Origin of the sequence: Streptomyces sp. VRA16 Mangrove soil (assembly GCF_017377775.1) — a bacterium.
Classification (GTDB): Bacteria; Actinomycetota; Actinomycetes; order Streptomycetales; family Streptomycetaceae; genus Streptomyces.
The window spans coordinates 40,658-60,534 of record NZ_JAFVLN010000028.1 but is presented as its reverse complement, the minus strand read 5'-3'; the positions used below and the strand labels follow the sequence as shown (position 1 = coordinate 60,534).

General features: G+C 69.6%; 21 protein-coding genes. 14 read left to right on the top strand and 7 right to left on the bottom strand.

Going from position 1 to position 19,877, the window contains the following annotated elements; all coding sequences use genetic code 11:
* The first annotated feature begins 57 nt into the window (after positions 1-57).
* Positions 58-1,428: an FAD-binding oxidoreductase gene (locus tag J3486_RS41810; protein WP_207829395.1), complete on the top strand. Its 1,371-nt coding sequence runs from the start codon at positions 58-60 to the stop codon at positions 1,426-1,428.
* 90 nt (positions 1,429-1,518) lie between these two features.
* Positions 1,519-1,692 (top strand): hypothetical protein, encoded by a 174-nt coding sequence (locus J3486_RS41805; protein WP_207829394.1) that lies wholly within the window; start codon positions 1,519-1,521, stop codon positions 1,690-1,692.
* 23 nt (positions 1,693-1,715) lie between these two features.
* Here J3486_RS41805 and J3486_RS41800 read toward each other — a convergent pair whose 3' ends face one another.
* Positions 1,716-2,189, bottom strand: a complete 474-nt coding sequence (locus J3486_RS41800) for an SsgA family sporulation/cell division regulator (protein WP_207829393.1) — start codon at positions 2,187-2,189, stop codon at positions 1,716-1,718.
* 281 nt (positions 2,190-2,470) lie between these two features.
* Here J3486_RS41800 and J3486_RS41795 point away from each other — a divergent pair, with 281 nt between their 5' ends.
* Positions 2,471-3,919, top strand: a complete 1,449-nt coding sequence (locus J3486_RS41795; RefSeq protein ID WP_207829391.1) for an RDD family protein — start codon at positions 2,471-2,473, stop codon at positions 3,917-3,919.
* A gap of 103 nt (positions 3,920-4,022) precedes the next feature.
* Positions 4,023-4,724 carry an RDD family protein gene (locus J3486_RS41790; RefSeq protein ID WP_207829390.1) on the top strand — a complete coding sequence of 234 codons (702 nt, stop codon included), beginning with the start codon at positions 4,023-4,025 and terminating at the stop codon, positions 4,722-4,724.
* 39 nt (positions 4,725-4,763) lie between these two features.
* Here J3486_RS41790 and J3486_RS41785 read toward each other — a convergent pair whose 3' ends face one another.
* On the bottom strand, positions 4,764-5,084 hold the full coding sequence (locus tag J3486_RS41785; RefSeq protein WP_207829388.1) for a hypothetical protein: 321 nt from the start codon (positions 5,082-5,084) through the stop codon (positions 4,764-4,766).
* Positions 5,085-5,514: 430 nt separating this feature from the next.
* On the opposite strand from J3486_RS41785, the gene J3486_RS41780 reads away from it, so the two are divergent.
* Both J3486_RS41780 and J3486_RS41775 read left to right on the top strand, forming a co-directional pair.
* A complete protein-coding gene (locus J3486_RS41780; RefSeq protein ID WP_207829452.1) occupies positions 5,515-7,821 on the top strand; it encodes an immune inhibitor A domain-containing protein in 2,307 nt (768 codons plus the stop codon).
* 182 nt (positions 7,822-8,003) lie between these two features.
* Positions 8,004-8,336, top strand: coding sequence for a hypothetical protein (locus J3486_RS41775; RefSeq protein WP_207829386.1), 333 nt, complete (start codon positions 8,004-8,006; stop codon positions 8,334-8,336).
* A gap of 11 nt (positions 8,337-8,347) precedes the next feature.
* Here J3486_RS41775 and J3486_RS41770 read toward each other — a convergent pair whose 3' ends face one another.
* Positions 8,348-8,938: an isochorismatase family protein gene (locus J3486_RS41770; RefSeq protein WP_207829385.1), complete on the bottom strand. Its 591-nt coding sequence runs from the start codon at positions 8,936-8,938 to the stop codon at positions 8,348-8,350.
* A 103-nt stretch (positions 8,939-9,041) separates the two neighbouring features.
* On the bottom strand, positions 9,042-10,370 hold the full coding sequence (locus J3486_RS41765; protein WP_207829384.1) for a nicotinate phosphoribosyltransferase: 1,329 nt from the start codon (positions 10,368-10,370) through the stop codon (positions 9,042-9,044).
* 81 nt (positions 10,371-10,451) lie between these two features.
* Between J3486_RS41765 and clpS the strand changes: the two genes are divergently transcribed.
* The 7 genes from clpS to J3486_RS41735 all read left to right on the top strand — a co-directional run bounded on the left by clpS (position 10,452) and on the right by J3486_RS41735 (position 15,170).
* Complete coding sequence (clpS, locus tag J3486_RS41760) at positions 10,452-10,769, top strand: ATP-dependent Clp protease adapter ClpS (protein ID WP_207829383.1); 318 nt, start codon at positions 10,452-10,454, stop codon at positions 10,767-10,769.
* A gap of 22 nt (positions 10,770-10,791) precedes the next feature.
* Positions 10,792-11,394 (top strand): DUF2017 domain-containing protein, encoded by a 603-nt coding sequence (locus J3486_RS41755; protein ID WP_207829382.1) that lies wholly within the window; start codon positions 10,792-10,794, stop codon positions 11,392-11,394.
* A gap of 322 nt (positions 11,395-11,716) precedes the next feature.
* On the top strand, positions 11,717-13,153 hold the full coding sequence (locus J3486_RS41750) for an amino acid permease (protein WP_207829381.1): 1,437 nt from the start codon (positions 11,717-11,719) through the stop codon (positions 13,151-13,153).
* A gap of 76 nt (positions 13,154-13,229) precedes the next feature.
* Positions 13,230-13,646 (top strand): Mov34/MPN/PAD-1 family protein, encoded by a 417-nt coding sequence (locus tag J3486_RS41745; protein ID WP_207829380.1) that lies wholly within the window; start codon positions 13,230-13,232, stop codon positions 13,644-13,646.
* An 80-nt stretch (positions 13,647-13,726) separates the two neighbouring features.
* Positions 13,727-13,828, top strand: coding sequence for a putative leader peptide (locus J3486_RS45300; RefSeq protein WP_374194833.1), 102 nt, complete (start codon positions 13,727-13,729; stop codon positions 13,826-13,828).
* Between the two features lie 92 nt (positions 13,829-13,920).
* The gene (locus J3486_RS41740; RefSeq protein WP_207829379.1) at positions 13,921-14,199 is read left to right on the top strand and encodes a MoaD/ThiS family protein; all 279 of its coding nucleotides are present in this window, start codon (positions 13,921-13,923) and stop codon (positions 14,197-14,199) included.
* A gap of 20 nt (positions 14,200-14,219) precedes the next feature.
* Positions 14,220-15,170 (top strand): PLP-dependent cysteine synthase family protein, encoded by a 951-nt coding sequence (locus J3486_RS41735; RefSeq protein WP_207829377.1) that lies wholly within the window; start codon positions 14,220-14,222, stop codon positions 15,168-15,170.
* Between the two features lie 337 nt (positions 15,171-15,507).
* Here the strand turns inward: J3486_RS41735 and J3486_RS41730 are convergent, their stop codons facing one another.
* Complete coding sequence (locus J3486_RS41730) at positions 15,508-15,948, bottom strand: type II toxin-antitoxin system PemK/MazF family toxin (protein WP_207829375.1); 441 nt, start codon at positions 15,946-15,948, stop codon at positions 15,508-15,510.
* Between the two features lie 238 nt (positions 15,949-16,186).
* Between J3486_RS41730 and J3486_RS41725 the strand changes: the two genes are divergently transcribed.
* Positions 16,187-16,939, top strand: coding sequence for an MBL fold metallo-hydrolase (locus J3486_RS41725; protein WP_207829373.1), 753 nt, complete (start codon positions 16,187-16,189; stop codon positions 16,937-16,939).
* A gap of 89 nt (positions 16,940-17,028) precedes the next feature.
* Here J3486_RS41725 and J3486_RS41720 read toward each other — a convergent pair whose 3' ends face one another.
* Positions 17,029-18,279 carry a PTS transporter subunit EIIC gene (locus J3486_RS41720; RefSeq protein ID WP_207829371.1) on the bottom strand — a complete coding sequence of 417 codons (1,251 nt, stop codon included), beginning with the start codon at positions 18,277-18,279 and terminating at the stop codon, positions 17,029-17,031.
* 239 nt (positions 18,280-18,518) lie between these two features.
* Entirely contained in the window at positions 18,519-19,766 is a 1,248-nt protein-coding gene (locus J3486_RS41715) for a PTS transporter subunit EIIC (RefSeq protein ID WP_207829370.1), read from the bottom strand.
* Between the last annotated feature and the right edge of the window lie 111 nt (positions 19,767-19,877).

Here is a 19,877-nt window from a genome sequence, read left to right as displayed (position 1 = left end):
CACGGTGGTGGCCACAGACGGGTTCACACCGATGGCCCCGAGTGCGAGGCTGTGATCATGAGCCGCACCCTCATCGAACTGCTCGGCGACGGGCTGCCCGCCGAGGCGCTCGTCACCGACCCCGACGTCACCGCCTCCTACGCCCACGACATGGCGAGTTTCTGCGACGCGGGCGCGCCCGCCGTCTTGGTCCTGCCACGCACCGTCGAGCAGGTCCAGCACGTCATGCGCACCGCCACCGCGCTGCGCGTCCCGGTCGTCCCGCAGGGCGCCCGCACGGGCCTGTCGGGCGCGGCCAACGCCTCCGACGGCTGCATCGTGCTCTCCCTCACCAAGATGGACCGCATCCTGGAGATCAACCCGGTCGACCGGATCGCCGTCGTCGAGCCGGGCGTCATCAACGCGACGCTCTCCCGCGCGGTCAACGAGCACGGGCTCTACTATCCGCCGGACCCCTCCAGCTGGGAGATGTGCACCATCGGAGGGAACATCGGCACGGCCTCCGGCGGCCTGTGCTGCGTCAAGTACGGGGTCACGGCGGAGTACGTGCTCGGGCTCGACGTCGTCCTCGCCGACGGCCGGCTGCTCTCGACCGGCCGGCGCACCGCCAAGGGCGTCGCGGGCTACGACCTCACCCGCCTCTTCGTCGGCTCCGAGGGCAGCCTCGGCATCGTCGTGAAGGCGACCCTGGCGCTCAAGCCCCAGCCGCCCCAGCAGTTGGTCCTCGCCGCCGAGTTCGCGTCCGCGGCGGCGGCGTGCGACGCGGTGTGCCGGATCATGGAGGGCGGCCACGTCCCGTCACTCCTCGAACTCATGGACCGTACGACGGTCAAGGCCGTCAACGACATGGCGCACATGGGGCTCCCCGAGACCACCGAGGCCCTGCTCCTGGCCGCCTTCGACACCCCGGACCCGGCCGCGGACCTCGCCGCCGTCGGCGCCCTGTGCGAGGCGGCGGGCGCCACCCAGGTCGTGCCCGCCGAGGACGCAGCCGAGTCCGAACTGCTGCTCCAGGCCCGGCGGTTGTCCCTCACCGCCCTCGAAGCGGTCAAGGGCACGACGATGATCGACGACGTGTGCGTGCCGCGCTCCCGGCTGGGCGACATGCTCGAAGGCGTCGAGCGGATCGCCGAGAAGTACGCCCTGACCATCGGCGTCTGCTGCCACGCGGGCGACGGCAACACCCACCCGACCGTCTGCTTCGACGCTCAGGACGCCGACGAGGGCCGCCGCGCCCGCGAGTCCTTCGACGAGATCATGGCGCTCGGCCTGGAGCTCGGCGGCACCATCACGGGCGAGCACGGCGTCGGCGTCCTGAAGAAGGACTGGCTGGCGCGCGAGCTCGGCCCGGTCGGCGTGGAGATGCAGCAGGCGGTGAAGGCCGCCTTCGACCCGCTGGGGCTGCTCAACCCCGGCAAGCTGTTCTGACGACGGAGCGTGCGCACCCGTACCGGTATGGGTGACATAAAGGACGAACGCCTCATGTGCCAGGGTGCCTCGCGGCGGCACCCTGGACGCATGAGCCACAGCAAGAGCAAGTCCCTGCGCAACCGGAAGATCGGCGCCGTCGTCCTGGCCGGAGCCGTCGCCGTCGCCTCGCTCGGCCTGGCGGTCGGCACCGCCGTCGCCGCCCCGGCCCCGTCCGGGACACCGGCGCCCGTCTCCCCGCAGGCCGTCGTGTCGACGGACTGACCCGCGCCCCGTCCGGTCACCCCTCACCGCTCGTCCGACGACTCGTCCGACGGCCAGGGGTCCCGCAGGTAGAGGTCGTCGGCCGGGGTGGGGGTGAGCAGCTCGGCCAGGCCGTCGTCGATGCCGAGCCGCTCGGCCTCAGAGCCCGGGGGAACCGCCCGCAGCGTGCGCTCCAGCCAGGCCGACACCTGCGCGGCGGGCGCTTCGAGGAGTGCGTCGCCGTCCGGCGAACTCAGCGCCATCAGCACGACGCTGCGGCCGTCCACCTTCGTCGGCCACACCCGCACGTCCCCGTGCCCGCACGGCCGGAACACCCCCTCCACCAGCAGCTCGCGCGCGAACGTCCAGTTGACCGGGTGGTCGGACCCGATGTGGAACGTGATGTGGACGGCATAGGGATCGTCGGTGCGGTAGGTCAGCCGGGCCGGGACCGGGATGCTTCGCTCGGGCGACAACACCAGCTTCAGCTCGAGTTCGCGTTCCACCACGGAGTGCATGTCCTGCGCTTCCTCTCCACCTCGTACGAGGTCTGTACGGGGGCCACGAGCGGGCCCGTGCAAGGTGAGAGGGCGATGTGCCGCGAGCATTACGCGACTTCGCGAGAATTTTTTTCCGCCCTTCGGTCCGGCCGCGCTCCGGTCACCGAACCGGCCGCGCTCCGGATACCACCGCGTGCCCGGAAAGTGGTGCGTAACGGCGGAGCGGCACGGGCGGGCGCGGCGGTCTGATAGACGTAGAGGCCACAACAAGACCCCCGAGCAGATACGGGACGACGGACATGAGCGCCCCAACCCCGGCCCCCGGCGACGACAGGCCCCGCGAAGGCTACTACCCCGACCCGTCCATTCCCGGATATGTCCGGTACTGGAACGGGGCCGCCTGGGTCCCCGGCACCTCCCGCCCCGCCCCGTCCGACGGCGAACCCCTGCCGGCCCCGGCGGGCGCCACCCCCGCTCCGGCGCCCGCGCCCGAGCCCGTGACGCAGACCGTCGCCGCCGCAGAGGAGACCGGCCCCGTCTTCCTGGACGAGGAGCCCTCGGTGCGCACCGAGACGGGTCCCGACAGCGGCCCGGACGCGCCCAGCGCCCCCGAACCCGCCTCCGCCTGGCAGGCCGACGCCTCCCGGCAGTCCGGCTTCGGCGGCGAGCAGGACCGCCGCGTCTCCTGGGGCTCCCCCGAGCCGGCGCCCCCGGCCGCGCCCGAGCCCGCGCCCCCAGCCGCCCCGGAGCCCGCCACCCCGGCCGCCCGCACCGACGGCGCCGTCACCCTCCGCGCGGCCCGGCCCGCCGCGAACGCCGAGACCCCGCCGCGCGCCGAGGGCACGATGGCGATCCGCGCCGTGCCGCAGCAGGCGGCCGCCCCGGCCCCCGACGCCCCGGAGCAGGCGCGGGCCCACCAGCGCGCGGGCCTCAACCCGCAGCAGCCGCAGGCGAATCCGGCCCCGGCCCCGGCCCCCGCGCCCACCCAGCCGCAGCCCCAGCAGCCGCAGCCCTCGTACGGTTACCCGCCGCAGCAACAGCAGCAGGCCCAGCCGCAGCCCTCCTACGGTTACCCGCCGCAGCAACAGCAGGCCCTGCCCACCCCGATCACCCAGGGGCCCGGCGGCGGTCAGCCCTCCTGGGCGCAGCAGGTGCACCGGCTCGCCGGGGCGCAGGAAGGGCAGGAGGGGCAGCACGACGGTCCCGTCACCCCGTTCAAGCCGGTCGCCAACGACCCGTTCCTCGCCGCGGCGCAGGCCCAGGCGAACGCCCGCCCGGCCGGGCTCGGCAAGCGGTTCGCCGCGCGGATCGTGGACTCCGTGGTCCTGGGCGCGGTCACCGCGGCCGTCGCCGTGCCGCTCGGCACCCGGGCCGTCGACCACATCAACACGAAGATCGACGAGGCGAAGGCGTCCGGCCGGCAGGTCACGGTGTGGCTGCTCGACGGCACGACCGGTACGTACCTGGGCATCGTCCTCGGGGTGCTGCTCGTCTTCGGCGTCCTCTACGAGGCGGTGCCCACCGCCAAGTGGGGCCGCACGCTCGGCAAGAAGCTGTTCGGACTGTCCGTCAGGGACATGGCGGAGCACGACTCCCCGACCTTCGGCGCGGCCCTCAAGCGCTGGCTCGCCTACAGCGTGCCGGGGGTGCTCGCGATCGGGATCCTCGGCGTGCTCTGGGGCGCGTTCGACCGGCCGTGGCGCCAGTGCCTCCACGACAAGGTCGCCCGCACCTTCGTGGCCGGGTAAGTAGCGCGGGCTGCCCCGACCGATGGCCGGATGCGGCCGCCCGGGTCATCCGGACGGCCGCCCGCCGGGTGCAGGATGGCCGGGATCGCGGTCCACTCGGGCCATGAGTACCGAACCGCCGCCCAACGGATCCGGCCAGCCGCCGGACGACGACCCGTTCCGCAAGCCGCCGCCGACGAACCAGGGTGGCGGCTCGCCGTACGACAACCCGCAGGACCAGACGCCCCGCAACCCCTACGACAACTCCGGCGGCGCCGCCCCGCCCCCACCCCCGTACGGCGGCACGCCCCCGCCCTACGGGGGTGATCCGTACGGCGGCGGCGCGGGCTTCGGCGGGGCCGCCGACCCGCTCGCCGGGATGCCGCCGCTCGCCGACAGCGGCAAGCGCGTGCTCGCCCGCATCCTCGACATGATCCTGATCGGGATCATCGTCGGCCTGCTGTCCTGGGCCTTCCACATCGCCAGCTTCAGCACCGACACCGACGACATCAACGCGGGCAAGCAGGCCGGCTCGTCACTCCTGACGGCCGTCCTCTACGTCGGCTACGACGTGCTGATGACGGCGCGGACCGGGCAGACCCTCGGCAAGCGCCTGATGAAGCTGCGGGTGGCCAACCTGAACGACGGCGCCACACCCGGCATGCAGGCGAACCTGATCCGCGCACTCGTGCTGTGGATCCCGTTCTCGTTCTGCTGCGCCTGCATCTGGACGGCGATCTCCGGAGGCTGGAGCTTCTTCGACAAGCCCTACAAACAGGGCCTGCACGACAAGGCCGCCAAGACGGTGGTGGTCAGCAGCGGCTGACCCGGCAGCGGGCAGCAGCAGAAACGGCGGGTCCGTGTCTCAGGGGCCCGCCGTTTCGTGCACGGGTGCGCGCTCGCGGGTGGGCTCATGGGCCGGCTCGGAGGAGATCACGCGCTGCGTCGGCACCCGCTCGGCGGCGGACCCGGACTCGGCCCCGGACTCCTGCCGGGCGTCCCGTGCGGGCTCCTGTTTGGGCCGGGGCACGTTGAGCGCCACGAACAGCCCCAGGATGACCGCCGACATGGCGATGACCCCGATCCCCGGGCCCGAACTGGTCTGTGACAGCAGCAACATGGCGAGGGTGGACAGAACGACGGTGGCCGAACCGTAGGCGAGCTGTGCGACAGTCGGGCGAGGCATGGCGGTATCCGTCCTCGTGACATCGGGGGAGCGTGAGTGGGCCGGCTGGAGGGCCAGGTTGTGGCCCACCGTCGATCCGACTCTATTCGGACCTGTGCCCGAGCGGAACGGCCAGTAAGCATGACCTAACCCACAGTGCCGGAGCATGGGGGGCGCACGGGGTCATCCGGTCCACCAAGTGGACAGTTGTACGCGCCCGTTGAGCGTTCACCGGTCTTTCGCACGGTTCCGTGCCCGTTTCTCCGGACACGTTCGGATACCGGATCGATCGCACTGCATAGTGCAACTCAAATGTCACAGTCAAGGTCTGTTAATTCTTTCCTACCTCCGGTCAAATGGCGTCACTTGTGATGCGTGGCCCCGCGCCACGGAGGAGGGGAACACCCAAGTGACCACCAAGAGACGGGCGCTGAGATCCGCCGCCGTCCTCATGACGCTGGCCGCCACCGCGGCCGCCGGTTCCATAGCGGCGACCGGCGCACAGGCCGACAGCCCCGCGGTGCCGCCGAGCACGACGAAGGGCGACAGCTACAAGGGTGACGGCCACGTCATCGACGGGCCGTTCAGCCGGCAGCAGGCCGAGCAGCGGCAGACCGCCCTGGAGCAGGTCCTCAAGGGCGACTCCAAGGTGCAGGAGAAGAACGGCTCCAAGGTCGTCAAGCTCGACAAGGGCAAGTACGTCGAGCTGGGCCGGGAGCGCACCGACCAGATCTTCACGATCCTGGTCGAGTTCGGCGACAAGGTCGACAGCAAGTACGGCGGCACCCCGGGTCCGCTGCACAACCAGATCGCCGAGCCGGACCGCACCAAGGACAACTCGACGGCCTGGCAGTCGGATTACGGCAAGGACCACTTCCAGAACCTGTACTTCGGTTCGGGCAAGGGCGTCGACTCCCTGAAGACCTACTACGAGAAGACCTCCTCGGGCCGTTACTCGGTCGACGGCGAGGTCTCCGACTGGGTCAAGGTCGACTACAACGAGGCCCGTTACGGCTCCGACTACTGCGGCGCCTCCAACTGCCCGATCGTCGAGGACCTGGTCCGCGACGGCGTGAACGCCTGGGTCGCCGACCAGAAGGCGGCCGGCAAGTCGGACGCCGACATCAAGGCCGACCTCGCCAAGTACGACCAGTGGGACCGCACGGACCACGACGGCGACGGCAACTTCAACGAGCCCGACGGCTACATCGACCACTTCCAGATCGTCCACGCGGGCGAGGACGAGTCGGCCGGCGGCGGCGCGCAGGGCGAGGACGCCCTGTGGGCGCACCGCGGTTACGCCTACAGCCGCGACGACGGCGACACGGGCCCGGCCGGCTTCAAGGCGGGCGGCACCCCGGTCGGCGACACCGGCATCTGGGTCGGCGACTACACGATGCAGCCGGAGAACGGCGGCCTCGGCGTCTTCGCCCACGAGTACGGCCACGACCTGGGCCTGCCCGACCTGTACGACACGACGTACATCGGGGAGAACTCGGTCGGCTTCTGGTCGCTGATGTCGGCGGGCTCCTGGCTCGGCACCGGCAAGGAAGCCATCGGCGACATGCCGGGCGACATGACGGCCTGGGACAAGCTCCAGCTGGGCTGGCTCAACTACGACAAGGCGAAGGCCGCCACCAACTCGGTGCACAAGCTGGGTGTTTCGGAGTACAACACCAAGCTGAAGCAGGCCCTCGTCGTCGAACTGCCGAAGAAGCACGTCACCACCGACATCGTGCAGCCCGCGCAGGGCGCGACGCAGTGGTGGTCGGACTACGGTGACGACCTCGACAACACCCTCTCGCGCACGGTCGACCTGACCGGCAAGACGTCCGGCTCGCTCGAACTCGACGGCTGGTACGACATCGAGAAGGACTACGACTACCTGTACACGCAGGTGTCCACCGACGGCGGCGCGAGCTGGAAGACCATCGACGGCACCGCCGACGGCCAGCCCATCCCGCGCGACGGCGGCGACAAGCCGGCGCTGACCGGCACCAACGGCAAGTACCAGCACCTGGTCTTCCCGCTGGACGCCTACGCGGGCCAGAAGGTCGAGGTCCGCTTCCGCTACAAGACCGACGGCGGTGTGGCCCAGATGGGCTTCGCCTTCGACAACTTCGCGGTCAAGGCCGACGGTTCGACGGTCTTCTCCGACGACGCCGAGTCCGAGCAGGCGGGCTGGACCAGCCACGGCTTCTCCCGCGTCGGCGCCTCGGTCAGCGGTGACTTCCCGCAGTTCTACATCGCCGAGAACCGCCAGTACGTCTCGTACGACAAGACCCTCAAGGTCGGCCCGTACAACTTCGGCTGGCGCGACGGCGGGGCCAAGCAGAACTGGGTGGAGCACTACCAGTACCGTCCCGGTCTGGTCATCTGGCAGTGGGACACCTCGCAGCGCAACAACAACGTCGGCCAGCACCCCGGCCAGGGTCTGATCCTGCCGATCGACGCGCACGCGAAGCCGCTGTACTGGGCGGACGGCAAGACCAAGATCTCCAACAAGATCACGCCGTACGACGCCGCCTTCGGCTGGTACCCGGTGCCCGGCATGACGCTGCACCGCCTGGGTGTCGAGAAGAAGATCCCGGCGCAGCTCGGCAACCCGGTCTTCGACGATCACAAGGGCACGTACTGGTACGAGGAGAACGCGACCGGGAGTGTCAAGACAACTGACACCAACACCCGGATCTCGATCCTGAACCAGCCCCTCGACGGCTCCTCGATCACCGTCAAGGTGGGCCCGTCGAAGCGTTGATCTTGTAAAACGCCTGGTCAGAGACGTATCGGCCGCGACTTTGCTAGCTGGGGCTAGCGGGTCGCGGCCGATCGTGTTTAGGTGCGTCCTGTGGCTTTCTTATTGACACACGGTCTGACACGCGGTCCGGCGCACGGGCCGACGCACGGTTCGACACGACGTCTCACGGGGGTGTGACAGGTATGTCCGCAGGAGGGTTCTGCAAGCTGCCGGGAGGCAGTGTGGTGGTGGCGCTGACGCTGCCCGCACCGGGTCCGGGAGAGGGCGCGGTACGGGTCCTGGTGCACGCCGTGAACCGAGCCAGGGCCCTGACCCGGCTGCGCAACCTGGGCCTGCGCGCGGTCTACCTGCGCGGCAACTCGCACCCGCCGAGCCCGGACGAGGTCACGGCGGTGCTGCACCACCCGGACGGGCTGGTGTGGCGCGAGGTGCAGGACGTGACGGCGGCGGGCTACTGGCACCCGATACGGGCCCTGCTCAGGCCCGCGCGGTCCAGCCCGGTCCAGGGCGTGTAGCGCCCTGGTCCCTAGGCCACGACGGGCTTCCCGGTCAGTTCGACCCCGGCGTCCTTCAGCTCGGAGAGGGCGGCCTCGGTCGTGGCGGCGGCGACCCCCGCGGTGAGGTCCAGCAGCACCTGCGTGCGGAACCCCTCGCGCGCGGCGTCGAGCGCCGTGGCCCGCACACAGTGGTCCGTGGCGATGCCGACGACGTCCACCTCGTCGATCTCCCGCTCCCGCAGCCAGTCCGCCAGGGACAGCCCGTTCTCGTCGGCCCCTTCGAACCCGCTGTACGCGGCCGCGTACGCCCCCTTGTCGAAGACGGCGTCGATGGCGCCGGAGGCGACGGCGGGCGCGAAGTTCGGGTGGAACCCGACACCCTCGGTCCCGGCGACGCAGTGCGCCGGCCACGAGTGCGTGTAGTCGGGGTGGTCGGCGAAGTGGTCGCCGGGCGCGATGTGGTGGTCGCGGGTGGCGACGACGTGCTGGTAGCCGCCGCCCCCGGCCTGCCCGATCAGATCGGTGATCGCGGCAGCCACATCGGCACCCCCGGCCACCGCGAGGCTGCCGCCCTCGCAGAAGTCGTTCTGCACGTCTACGACGATCAAGGCGCGGCGCATGGTGGACGTCCTTCGGTTCGGAGACTACGAGCGTAGAAGCTTCAAGTGCGTTGCGGGAGAGGGCAATTGGGGCGCGGAGCGGCCCGCAGGGGCCGCATGTCCCTCAGAGATATTCCGTCGGGATGACGGCCTCGCCCCGCGACAGCTGCGTCGCCGACAGCGGCAGCCCGTCGCGCGCGGCGATGTGCCGCTCCCGCACGGTGTCGAGCGGCTCGCGGGCCACCACCTCGCCGCCCTTGATCAGCTCGACGAGGAGCTGCCGGTCGGCGAGCTCGGCCGGGACGGCCCCGGTGCCGACGACCTCGGCCTCGGCGACCCCGCCCGCGTCGAGCCGGCGCGCGGCCCACTTGCGCCCGCCGATGGACGTCTTGCCGCCCGCCGACTTCTTGGCGACCGCCGTCAGCGGCGCCTTCGGATCGGCGCTCTCGGCGCGCGCGACCAGCTTGTAGACCATGGAGCAGGTCGGGTGTCCCGAGCCGGTCACCAGCTGCGTACCGACGCCGTACGCGTCCACGGGCGCCGCCGCGAGCGAGGCGATGGCGTACTCGTCGAGGTCCGAGGTGACCACGATCTTGGTGTCCTTCGCGCCCAGGTCGTCGAGCTGCTGGCGCACCCGGTGCGCGACGAGCAGCAGGTCGCCGGAGTCGATCCGGACGGCGCCGAGCTTCGGGCCCGCGATCTCCACCGCGGTACGGACCGCCTCGGTCACGTCGTACGTGTCCACGAGCAGGGTCGTGCCCTCGCCGAGGGAGTCGACCTGGGCCCGGAAGGCGTCCCGCTCGGAGTCGTGCAGCAGGGTGAACGCGTGCGCGCTCGTGCCGACCGTCGGGATCCCGTACCGGAACCCGGCCGCCAGGTCGGAGGTGGTCGCGAAGCCGCCCACGTAGGCGGCGCGCGAGGCGGCCACGGCGGCCAGCTCGTGGGTGCGCCGGGCGCCCATCTCGATCAGCGGCCGGTCCCCGGCGGCCGAGGACATCCGGGAGGCCGCGGCGGCGATCGCCGAGTCGTGGTTGAGGATCGAGAGGATCACCGTCTCCAGGAGCACGCACTCGGCGAAGGAGCCCTCGACGCGCAGGATCGGCGAGCCCGGGAAGTAGACCTCGCCCTCCGGGTAGCCCCAGACGTCTCCGGAGAACCGATACTGCGCCAGCCACTCCAGTGTCGCCTCGTCCACCACCGAGCGCTCGCGCAGGAAGCCGAGCACGGCCGGGTCGAAGCGGAAGTTCTCGACGGCGTCCAGGACCCGCCCGGTGCCCGCGACGACACCGTAGCGGCGGCCCTCGGGCAGCCTGCGGGTGAAGACCTCGAAGACCGAGCGCCGGTCGGCCGTGCCCGCACGGAGGGCGGCCTGCAGCATCGTCAGCTCGTAGTGATCGGTGAAGAGCGCTGTCGACGGAACATCCACCGGCAGGCCAAGGTCCGCTGTGTTCATACGCTGGATGCTACCCCGGATTAGCGTCAAGGTGACGATTTCTGGGGTCCATTTGTGCGGACACCCCCTGCGAGTGGCAGCATGGGCCGTGTGACGGCCCCAGCACCCCTTGAGATCGAAAGCCCCGAGACGACGGAGGAAGCGTTCGTCGTCCCCGAGCCGGACGTCCCCTGGATCACGCTCGTCCACAACGATCCGGTCAATCTGATGAGTTACGTGACCTACGTGTTCCAGACGTACTTCGGGTACTCGAAGCAGAAGGCCACCAAGCTCATGCTGGACGTCCACCACAAGGGGCGGGCGGTCGTCTCCAGCGGCACCCGCGAGGAGATGGAGCGGGACGTGCAGGCGATGCACGGCTACGGCCTGTGGGCCACGCTGCAACAGGACCGCAAGTAACAGGGGAAGCAGCGCCGTACTCATGCCCGGACACTTCGAACCGATCCCCGGCGGCGGGGCCGCCGTCGCCCTCGACGACGTCGAGATCTCCATCATCCGCTCGCTGGCCGTGCAGCTCCTGGAGCTGATCGGCCCCGGCCCCGGCGGTGAGGCCTTCGACGACCCGCTCGCCGAGCTCTTCGCCGAGGGGCCCAGCGAGCCGCCCGCCGACCCGGTGCTGCGCCGGCTGTTCCCGGACGCGTACGGCGGTCCCGGCGCGCCCGACGACGAGGCGTCGCAGGCCGAGCTGGACGCGCACTCCTCGGAGTTCAGGCGCTTCACCGAGAACGATCTGCGGGCCGGCAAGCGCGAGGACGCCCTCGCCGTGGTCCGCTCGCTCGACGCGCTGACCTCCGCCGACAGCGGCGGCGCGGTCCTCAAGCTGACGCCGCCCGAGTCCGTTCAGTGGATGCGTGCCCTCAACGACCTGCGGCTCGCGATCGGCACCCGGCTCGACATCACCGACGAGGAGGACACCGATCTCCTCTACCGCCTCCCCGACGAGGACCCGCGCAAACCGATGGTGATGGCGTATCTGTGGCTGGGGGGCCTGCAGGAGACCCTCGTCGAGACCCTGATGCCGTAACCGGAAAACGTTCGCTCAGCGGACGCTCAAATCCGGATAACGATCGTGTCACCGCCCCGTTCCCCTATGGGGAAGCGGGGCGCTTTTGTCCCGTTTTTCCTGTGGTGCGCGCCACAAACGCCCTTGTCGATCAATATGAACAGCGTGATAGATCTTCACGACCGCCTGACGGACACCACCCCCGTCCCGTCAGGTGCGCCTCCACCGGCCGACCGCCGGTAGGCAGAAAGCTCCATCCATCCAGGGCCGCAGAGCCCGAAGGATCGTCACAGTCGATCCGAGCCGCGCACGGCACGGATCGGCATGGAGAAAGGCGCACATCATGACCTCGGTGCAGGTCGACAAGCACAACGCCGGCAATGAGGCCGTGAGCGGAGAAGCCCCCGGTGAGGAGGGCTACCAGCGGGGCCTGGGGTCCCGGCAGATCCAGATGATCGCCATCGGCGGCGCCATCGGCACCGGCCTCTTCCTGGGCGCGGGCAAGGGCATCTCCAAGGCCGGCCCCAGCCTGATCCTCGCGTACGCCATCGCGGGCGTCGTCATCTTCTTCATCATGCGGGCGCTCGGCGAGCTCCTCATGTACCGCCCGGTCTCCGGCTCGTTCTCGGAGTACGCGCGCGAGTTCATCGGCCCCTTCGCGGGCTTCGTCACCGGCTGGACGTACTGGCTCTTCTGGGTCATCACCGGCATGACCGAGGTGACGGCGGCGGCCACCTATATGACGTACTGGTGGAACATCCCGCAATGGATCTCCGCGCTCGTCTTCACGATCATCCTGTACGGCGTGAACCTGATCTCGGTGAAGCTCTTCGGTGAGCTGGAGTTCTGGTTCTCCATGGTCAAGGTCACCGCCATCGTCGGCATGATCCTGATCTGCGCCGGCATCCTCACCCTCGGCTTCTCCGACGCCGGCGACACCGCCTCCGTGACCCACCTGTGGAGCGACGGCGGCTTCTTCCCGCACGGCATCGGCAACACCCTGATGACCCTCCAGATGGTCATGTTCGCCTTCCTCGCCGTCGAGCTGGTCGGCGTCACCGCGGGCGAGGCCAAGGACGCCAAGACCGTCCTGCCGAAGGCCATCAACACCGTGCCGTGGCGCATCGCCGTCTTCTACGTCGGCGCCCTGATCATGATCCTCTCGGTCGTGCCGTGGACGAGCTTCGAGGCGGGCAAGAGCCCCTTCGTCGAGGCCTTCTCCCGGATGGGCATGTCCGCGGGCGCGGGCATCGTGAACTTCGTGGTCCTCACCGCCGCCCTGTCGTCCTGCAACTCGGGCATGTACTCGACGGGCCGCATGCTGCGCGACCTCGCGCTCAACGGCCAGGGCCCGCAGTTCTTCACCAAGCTCAACAGGAACGGCCTGCCGCTGATCGGCACCACGTTCTCCGCCGCGATGATGCTGATCGGCGTCTGGATCAACTACCAGTGGCCCGGCGAGGCGTTCAACTACGTCGTCTCCTTCGCCACCATCTCCGGCATGTGGGCCTGGATCGTCATCCTGATCTGCCAGATCCGCTACCGCCTCAAGTCCGACCGCGGCGAGCTCCCCAAGTCGGAGTTCCGCTCCCCGGGCGGCGTCTGGGCGAGCATCCTCTCGCTGGCGTTCATCGCGATGGTCATCGTGATGATGGGCATCGACAAGGACGCCCGGGTCTCGCTGTACGCGGCCCCGGTGTGGGGCGCGATCCTGGCGGTCGCCTACCTGGTGCTCAAGTCCCGCAACCCGGAAGGCGCCGCGTTCGCGAAGCGCAACTGATCCACCGCGTCTCAGCAGGCGGGCTGCCGCGTACCGACATCCGGTACGCGGCAGCCCGCCTGCTTATGCTGACGCCATGCTGAAAATCTCCCAGGCTCTCTATGACCAGATCGTGGACCACGCCCGCAAGGACCACCCCGACGAGGCGTGCGGCGTCGTCGCGGGCCCCGTCGGCGAGGGCCGGCCCGAGCGCTTCATCCCGATGCTCAACGCGGCGCGCTCGCCCACGTTCTACGAGTTCGACTCCACGGATCTGCTGAAGCTCTACCGGGAGATGGACGACCGCGACGAGGAGCCGGTGATCGTCTACCACTCGCACACGGCGACCGAGGCGTACCCGTCCCGCACCGACATCACCTACGCGAACGAGCCGGGCGCCCACTATGTCCTGGTCTCCACCGCCGACACCGACGACGCGGGCCCCTTCCAGTTCCGCTCCTTCCGTATCGTCGACGGCGAAGTGACCGAGGAAGAGGTCGAGGTCACCGCCTAGATCTCAGCCCGCGGACGATTTTCGATCGCATGGTGAGATCACACTCCGGGATCCCGGCCGGGAATCGATACGATGAGCGCATGGTTCTCCACGACGTGAGCGAAAAGACGCCGGGCACGCTGCTCGTGGCGCGGCTGCACGTCGACCTGTGCCGCCTCGCCAGCGCCATCTGTTCGCGCTGAGCCGCACCGCCGTACCTCCGCCGAACCGGTCCGTACGGAAGCGCCGCCGCGCGCCCACCCACTCGACTTCCGACTCCTGACAGGAGCCCAGCATGGCCATCGAGGTCCGCATCCCGACCATCCTCCGCACCTACACCGACGGCGCCAAGGCCGTCGAGGGCAGCGGGGACACGCTCGCCCAGCTCTTCGCCGACCTGGACACCCGGCATGCGGGCATCGCCGCTCGCATCGTGGACAACGGCCAGCTGCGCCGCTTCGTGAACGTCTACCTGAACGACGAGGACGTCCGCTTCCTGGACGGCATCGAGACCAAGCTCGCCGACGGCGACAACGTCACGATCCTGCCGGCTGTGGCCGGCGGCATGCGCTGAGCCGCGGGAACCGGCAACTCATGCGCTACGACAGCCCGTTGGCCGCGGTCGGCAACACCCCTCTGGTGCGCCTGCCGCGGCTCAGCCCCTCCGACGACGTACGGATCTGGGCGAAGCTGGAAGACCGCAACCCGACCGGTTCGGTCAAGGACCGCCCCGCGCTCCACATGATCGAGCAGGCCGAGAAGGAAGGCCGGATCAAGCCCGGGGACACCATCCTGGAGCCCACCTCCGGCAACACCGGCATCTCGCTGGCGATGGCGGCCCGCCTCAAGGGCTACCGCATCGTCTGCGTCATGCCGGAGAACACCTCGCAGGAGCGGCGCGACCTGCTCGCCATGTGGGGCGCCGAGATCATCCCCTCCCCGGCCGCGGGCGGCTCCAACACCGCCGTCCGGATCGCCAAGGAGCTGGCCGAGCAGCACCCGGACTGGGTGATGCTCTACCAGTACGGCAACCCGGACAACGCGGGCGCGCACTACGCGACGACCGGCCCGGAGATCCTCGCCGACCTGCCCTCGGTCACCCACTTCGTGGCGGGCCTCGGCACCACCGGCACGCTCATGGGCGTGGGCCGCTATCTGCGCGAGCACAAGCCGGACATCAAGATCGTCGCGGCCGAGCCGCGCTACGACGACCTGGTCTACGGCCTGCGCAACCTGGACGAGGGCTTCGTCCCCGAGCTGTACGACGCCTCGGTGCTGACCACGCGCTTCTCGGTGGGGTCCGCCGACGCGGTGACGCGTACGCGTGAGCTGCTGCAGCAGGAGGGCATCTTCGCGGGTGTCTCCACCGGCGCGGCGCTGCACGCCGCGATCGGCGTCGGCAAGAAGGCCCTGAAGGCGGGGGAGTCGGCGGACATCGTCTTCGTCGTCGCCGACGGCGGCTGGAAGTACCTGTCGACGGGCGTCTACACCGCCGCGACGACGGAGGAGGCCATCGAGGTCCTCCACGGCCAGCTCTGGGCCTAGGTCTCGCCGACGGGGCGGGTGCGTGGGGGCTTCTCGCGCAGTTCCCCGCGCCCCTGGGTTGTCGGTCGGGTGCGGCCCGGTGGGGCTTCTCGCGCAGTTCCCCGCGCCCCTGAGATGCGCACTACGTGCGCCATCTCGTCAGAGGCGCGCCACCTGCCCCTCATCAGGAGCGCGCGGAGCGCGGCCTCAAGGGGAGGCGGCGCAGAGCGCCTGCCTCAGGGGCGCGGGGAACTGCGCGAGAAGCGGCCACCGGGCCGTGGACGAAGTACGAGCCAGGGGCGCGGGGAACTGCGCGACGAGCCCCCACCGGAGCCGCGCCCGGTGACGGGAGCACCGCTCACCACCCCAGATGCCGGACCTGGTCCCACAGCACCGGGTCGACGACCCCCGCCCGGCGCCGGAAATCGCGCACCGGAACCTCACGGCGCTCGTCCGTCTCCAGATAGCTGGCCCGCCCCCGCGCGTCACTCACCGTGCCCGGCGGCAGCGGAATCACCCCGGGCCGCTCCTCGTGGTACCGGCTGGTGATCTTCGCGACGAGCACGACACCGCCCCGCTGATCGAGGACGAGACAGGGCCGGTCCTTCCCGCCGGGCCCGTCCTCGTAGGGCACGAGCGCCCACCAGATCTCCCCGGGCCGAGGCCCCCCGGCCACCCCCGCGCGCGGCGCGTGCCGCAGCCGGCGCCGCGCCGACCCCCGTCCCCACCCGTCCACCAGCGTCGCGACGAGCGCGAGCAGCACGACGGCCGCGAGCGCCAGCCACCATGACGTGTCCATACGCATGACGGTACCGGTGGGGTGTACGGGGCGCGCTGCCGGACCGGTGTTCGTCCGGTGCCCCCCGAACCGGTGACACCGCAGGTGAGTTCGCCCACAACAGCCGGTGACGGAGGAGCCACCCGCGCTTTTGCGCCTTACGCTCGACAGAATCCCTAGCTATTCCCTGGCTCCACCGGCTCCACCATTTTTTGGCTCCACCCCGCATTCCGACCGCCAGCGCGGAGGTTCCAGCTTCATGAAGCTCACCGTCGTCGGCTGCTCGGGGTCGTTCCCGTCCGCGGAATCGGCCTGTTCGAGCTACCTCGTCGAGGCCGACGGCTTCCGGCTGCTTCTCGACATGGGCAATGGCGCCCTGGGCGAACTGCAGCGCCACTGTGGTCTGTACGACCTCGACGCGATCTTCCTCAGTCATCTGCACGCGGACCACTGCATCGACATGTGCGCGTACTTCGTCGTGCGCTACTACCGCCACGACGGCGGGCGCTGCGCCCCCATCCCGGTCTTCGGACCGGAGGGCACCGAGCAGCGCCTGACGACCGCGCACGCCGACACCCCCTCGGCCTCCGCCTTCAGCGAGGTCTTCGACTTCCACACCGTGAAACCGGGCTCGTACGAGATCGGGCCCTTCTCCGTGCGTATGGAGAAGGTCTGCCATCCCGTCGAGTCGTACGCGATCCGGGTCGAGCACGAGGGCCGTTCGCTCACCTACTCCGGGGACACCGGCCCCTGCGAGGCGCTGGACGAACTGGCCACGGACACCGACCTGTTCCTGTGCGAGGCCGCGTTCACGCACGGCAAGGAGAACATCCCGGCGCTGCATCTCAACGGCGTCGAGGCGGGCGAGGCCGCGCAGCGCGCCCGGGCCCGCAAGCTCGTCCTCACCCACATCCCGCCGTGGACGGATCCGCAGGTGAACGTGGCGGACGCGCGCGGGGTCTACGACGGCCCGGTCGAGCTGGCCAGGCCCGGTGTGGCGTACGAGATCTGATCCGGCGCGGCAGGGCCCGGAAGAACGTACGGGAAAGCCCCCGGAACCAGTGCGGTTCCGGGGGCTTTCGCCTGTCTGCGCGGGAGGGCTCACGCCTTGGTGAGGTCCTCGACCTCCTCCTCGGGCTCGCGGCCCGGGGTGGTGAGGTTGAACTTCACGATGACGAAGCGGAAGACCACGTAGTAGATGGCGGCGAAGACGAGACCGATCGGAATGATCAGCCACGGCTTGGTGTCGAGCTTCCAGTAGAGGGCGTAGTCGATCAGACCGCCTGAGAAGTTGAAGCCCGCGTGGACGCCGAGCGCCCAGGTGACCGCCAGCGACAGGGCCGTGAGCACGGCGTGCAGCACGTACAGCAGCGGTGCGATGAACATGAACGAGAACTCGATCGGCTCGGTCACACCGGTGACGAACGAGGTCAGCGCGAGGGAGACCATCATGCCCATCACGGCCTTGCGGCGCTCGGGGCGGGCGGTGTGGGCGATCGCGATCGCGGCGGCCGGGAGGCCGAACATCATGATCGGGAAGAAGCCGGACATGAACATACCGGCGCTCGGGTCGCCCGCGAGGAAGCGGCCGTAGTCACCGTGGACGACCTGACCGGCGGCGTCCTTGTAGTCGCCGAGCTGGAACCAGGCGACCGTGTTGACGAACTGGTGCATGCCGATCGGGATCAGACCACGGTTGATCAGACCGAACAGGGCGGCACCGCCGGCGCCCAGACCCGTCATCCACTCGCCGAAGTTGGCGATGCCCTCACCGATGGGCTCCCAGACCAGGCCGAAGAAGACGCCGACGATGGTGCCGACGAAGGCCATCAGGATCGGGACGAGACGGCGGCCGTTGAAGAAGCCGAGCCAGTCGACCAGCTTGGTGCGGTGGTACTTCTGCCAGAAGACCGCGGCCAGCAGACCCATGATGATGCCGCCGAGGACACCGGGGTTGTTGTAGGTCGCGGCGATGTCCGCGCCCTTCTGGACCTTCGCCTCGGTGACGGGGAAGGACTCCAGGACCTTGCTGTAGACGAGGAAGCCGACGAGGGCGGCCAGCGCGGTGGAGCCGTCGGCCTTCTTGGCGAAGCCGATGGCCACGCCTATGCAGAAGAGGATCGGCAGGTTGCCGGTGATGGCACCGCCGGCGTTGGCGAAGACCGAGGCCACCTTGTCCCAGCCCAGGCCGTCCGCGCCGAAGACGTCGGGCTGACCGAGGCGGACCATCAGGCCGGCCGCGGGCAGCACGGCGATCGGCAGCTGCAGGCTGCGGCCGACCTTCTGCAGGCCCTGGAACAGGCCGGAGCCCCGCTTCTTAGCGGGCGCCGCCGTAGCGGTGTCCGTACTCATGTGCTTCCTCCAAGAAGGCAAGGCGCCGCCCTGGACAGAGAGTTGAGGGGGGACGGCGGCGTCTCGGCAGTGGAGAGGGCCGCCCGTCGGGCGGCCCTCGTGGTCTACACCACTCACTGGTTTAGACCTGTTGTAGCACGTGAGTGGGACGTAAGGAACCCATGTGTTTTCGGGCGCACGCAAATCGCCCCGAACCCGGAGGGGTTCAGGGCGATTTGCCCGGATTCTGGGATGTCCCGTTATGCCTTCGTGAGGTCCTCGATCTCCTCCTCGGGCTCACGGCCCGGGGTCTTGAGATCGAACTTGATGATCACGAAGCGGAAGACCACGTAGTAGATGACCGCGAAGACCAGGCCGATCGGAATGATCATCCATGGCTTCGTCGCCAGATTCCAGTTGAGGGCGTAGTCGATGAAGCCCGCCGAGAAGTTGAAGCCGTCGTGCACGCCCAGGCCCCAGGTGATCGCCATCGACGCGGCGGTGAGGACCGCGTGGATCGCGTAGAGCAGCGGCGCGATGAACATGAAGGAGAACTCGATCGGCTCGGTCACGCCGGTCACGAACGAGGTCGCGGCGAGCGAGATCATCATGCCGAGTACGGCCTTGCGGCGCTCGGGGCGGGCGCAGTGCGCCATCGCGATGGCGGCGGCCGGGAGGCCGAACATCATGATCGGGAAGAAGCCCGACTGGTACATGCCGGCCGTCGGGTCGCCCGCGAGGAAGCGCGGGATGTCGCCGTGCACGACCTCGCCGGCCGCGTTGGTGAAGTCGCCGAGCTGGAACCAGGCGGTGGCGTTCACGAACTGGTGCATGCCGATCGGGATCAGCGCGCGGTTGATCAGGCCGAACAGGGCGGAGCCGCCGGCGCCCAGACCGGTCATCCACTCGGCGAAGTTCGTGATGCCGTTGCCGATGGGCTCCCAGATGAGGCCGAAGAAGACGCCGATGACGATGCCGACGAAGGCCATCAGGATCGGGACGAGACGGCGGCCGTTGAAGAAGCCGAGCCAGTCGACCAGCTTGGTGCGGTGGTACTTCTGCCAGACGACCGCCGAGATCAGACCCATGACGATGCCGCCGAGGACACCCGGGTCGTTGTAGACCGCGGGGGTGTCCGCGCCGGTGTTGATGACGGCCTCGTGGACGGGGAAGGCCTGCAGCACCTTGCTGTAGACGAGGAAGCCGACGAGGGCGGCCAGTGCGGTGGAGCCGTCGGCCTTCTTGGCGAAGCCGATGGCCACGCCTATGCAGAACAGGATCGGCAGATTGCCGGTGATGGCACCGCCCGCCTGGTTGAAGACCTCGGCGACCCGGTGCCAGCCCAGGCCGTCGTCGCCGAAGATGTCGGGCTGGCCCAGGCGGACCATGATGCCCGCCGCGGGCAGCACCGCGATGGGTAGCTGCAGACTGCGGCCGATCTTCTGCAGACCCTGGAACAGTCCGGAACCCCGCTTCTTCGCGGGGGCCATGGCCGTGGCCGTACTCATGGAATTCCTCCGTGTGGTGAGCGGCGGGCAGGCGCCATCTACTGGTTTAGACCACTCGGAGGAGTAGGAAAGCCATAAAAGCCCTGAAAGCGGGAACTGCTGACTTTCGGC

Bases quoted from the DNA above. Each gene is read 5' to 3' on its own strand.
- J3486_RS41810 (WP_207829395.1), top strand. From the start codon at position 58: ATGAGCCGCACCCTCATCGAACTGCTCGGCGACGGGCTGCCCGCCGAG.
- J3486_RS41805 (WP_207829394.1), top strand. From the start codon at position 1,519: ATGAGCCACAGCAAGAGCAAGTCCCTGCGCAACCGGAAGATCGGCGCC.
- J3486_RS41800 (WP_207829393.1), bottom strand. From the start codon at position 2,189: ATGCACTCCGTGGTGGAACGCGAACTCGAGCTGAAGCTGGTGTTGTCG.
- J3486_RS41795 (WP_207829391.1), top strand. From the start codon at position 2,471: ATGAGCGCCCCAACCCCGGCCCCCGGCGACGACAGGCCCCGCGAAGGC.
- J3486_RS41790 (WP_207829390.1), top strand. From the start codon at position 4,023: ATGAGTACCGAACCGCCGCCCAACGGATCCGGCCAGCCGCCGGACGAC.
- J3486_RS41785 (WP_207829388.1), bottom strand. From the start codon at position 5,084: ATGCCTCGCCCGACTGTCGCACAGCTCGCCTACGGTTCGGCCACCGTC.
- J3486_RS41780 (WP_207829452.1), top strand. From the start codon at position 5,515: ATGACGCTGGCCGCCACCGCGGCCGCCGGTTCCATAGCGGCGACCGGC.
- J3486_RS41775 (WP_207829386.1), top strand. From the start codon at position 8,004: ATGTCCGCAGGAGGGTTCTGCAAGCTGCCGGGAGGCAGTGTGGTGGTG.
- J3486_RS41770 (WP_207829385.1), bottom strand. From the start codon at position 8,938: ATGCGCCGCGCCTTGATCGTCGTAGACGTGCAGAACGACTTCTGCGAG.
- J3486_RS41765 (WP_207829384.1), bottom strand. From the start codon at position 10,370: ATGAACACAGCGGACCTTGGCCTGCCGGTGGATGTTCCGTCGACAGCG.
- clpS (WP_207829383.1), top strand. From the start codon at position 10,452: ATGGGCCGTGTGACGGCCCCAGCACCCCTTGAGATCGAAAGCCCCGAG.
- J3486_RS41755 (WP_207829382.1), top strand. From the start codon at position 10,792: ATGCCCGGACACTTCGAACCGATCCCCGGCGGCGGGGCCGCCGTCGCC.
- J3486_RS41750 (WP_207829381.1), top strand. From the start codon at position 11,717: ATGACCTCGGTGCAGGTCGACAAGCACAACGCCGGCAATGAGGCCGTG.
- J3486_RS41745 (WP_207829380.1), top strand. From the start codon at position 13,230: ATGCTGAAAATCTCCCAGGCTCTCTATGACCAGATCGTGGACCACGCC.
- J3486_RS45300 (WP_374194833.1), top strand. From the start codon at position 13,727: ATGGTTCTCCACGACGTGAGCGAAAAGACGCCGGGCACGCTGCTCGTG.
- J3486_RS41740 (WP_207829379.1), top strand. From the start codon at position 13,921: ATGGCCATCGAGGTCCGCATCCCGACCATCCTCCGCACCTACACCGAC.
- J3486_RS41735 (WP_207829377.1), top strand. From the start codon at position 14,220: ATGCGCTACGACAGCCCGTTGGCCGCGGTCGGCAACACCCCTCTGGTG.
- J3486_RS41730 (WP_207829375.1), bottom strand. From the start codon at position 15,948: ATGGACACGTCATGGTGGCTGGCGCTCGCGGCCGTCGTGCTGCTCGCG.
- J3486_RS41725 (WP_207829373.1), top strand. From the start codon at position 16,187: ATGAAGCTCACCGTCGTCGGCTGCTCGGGGTCGTTCCCGTCCGCGGAA.
- J3486_RS41720 (WP_207829371.1), bottom strand. From the start codon at position 18,279: ATGAGTACGGACACCGCTACGGCGGCGCCCGCTAAGAAGCGGGGCTCC.
- J3486_RS41715 (WP_207829370.1), bottom strand. From the start codon at position 19,766: ATGAGTACGGCCACGGCCATGGCCCCCGCGAAGAAGCGGGGTTCCGGA.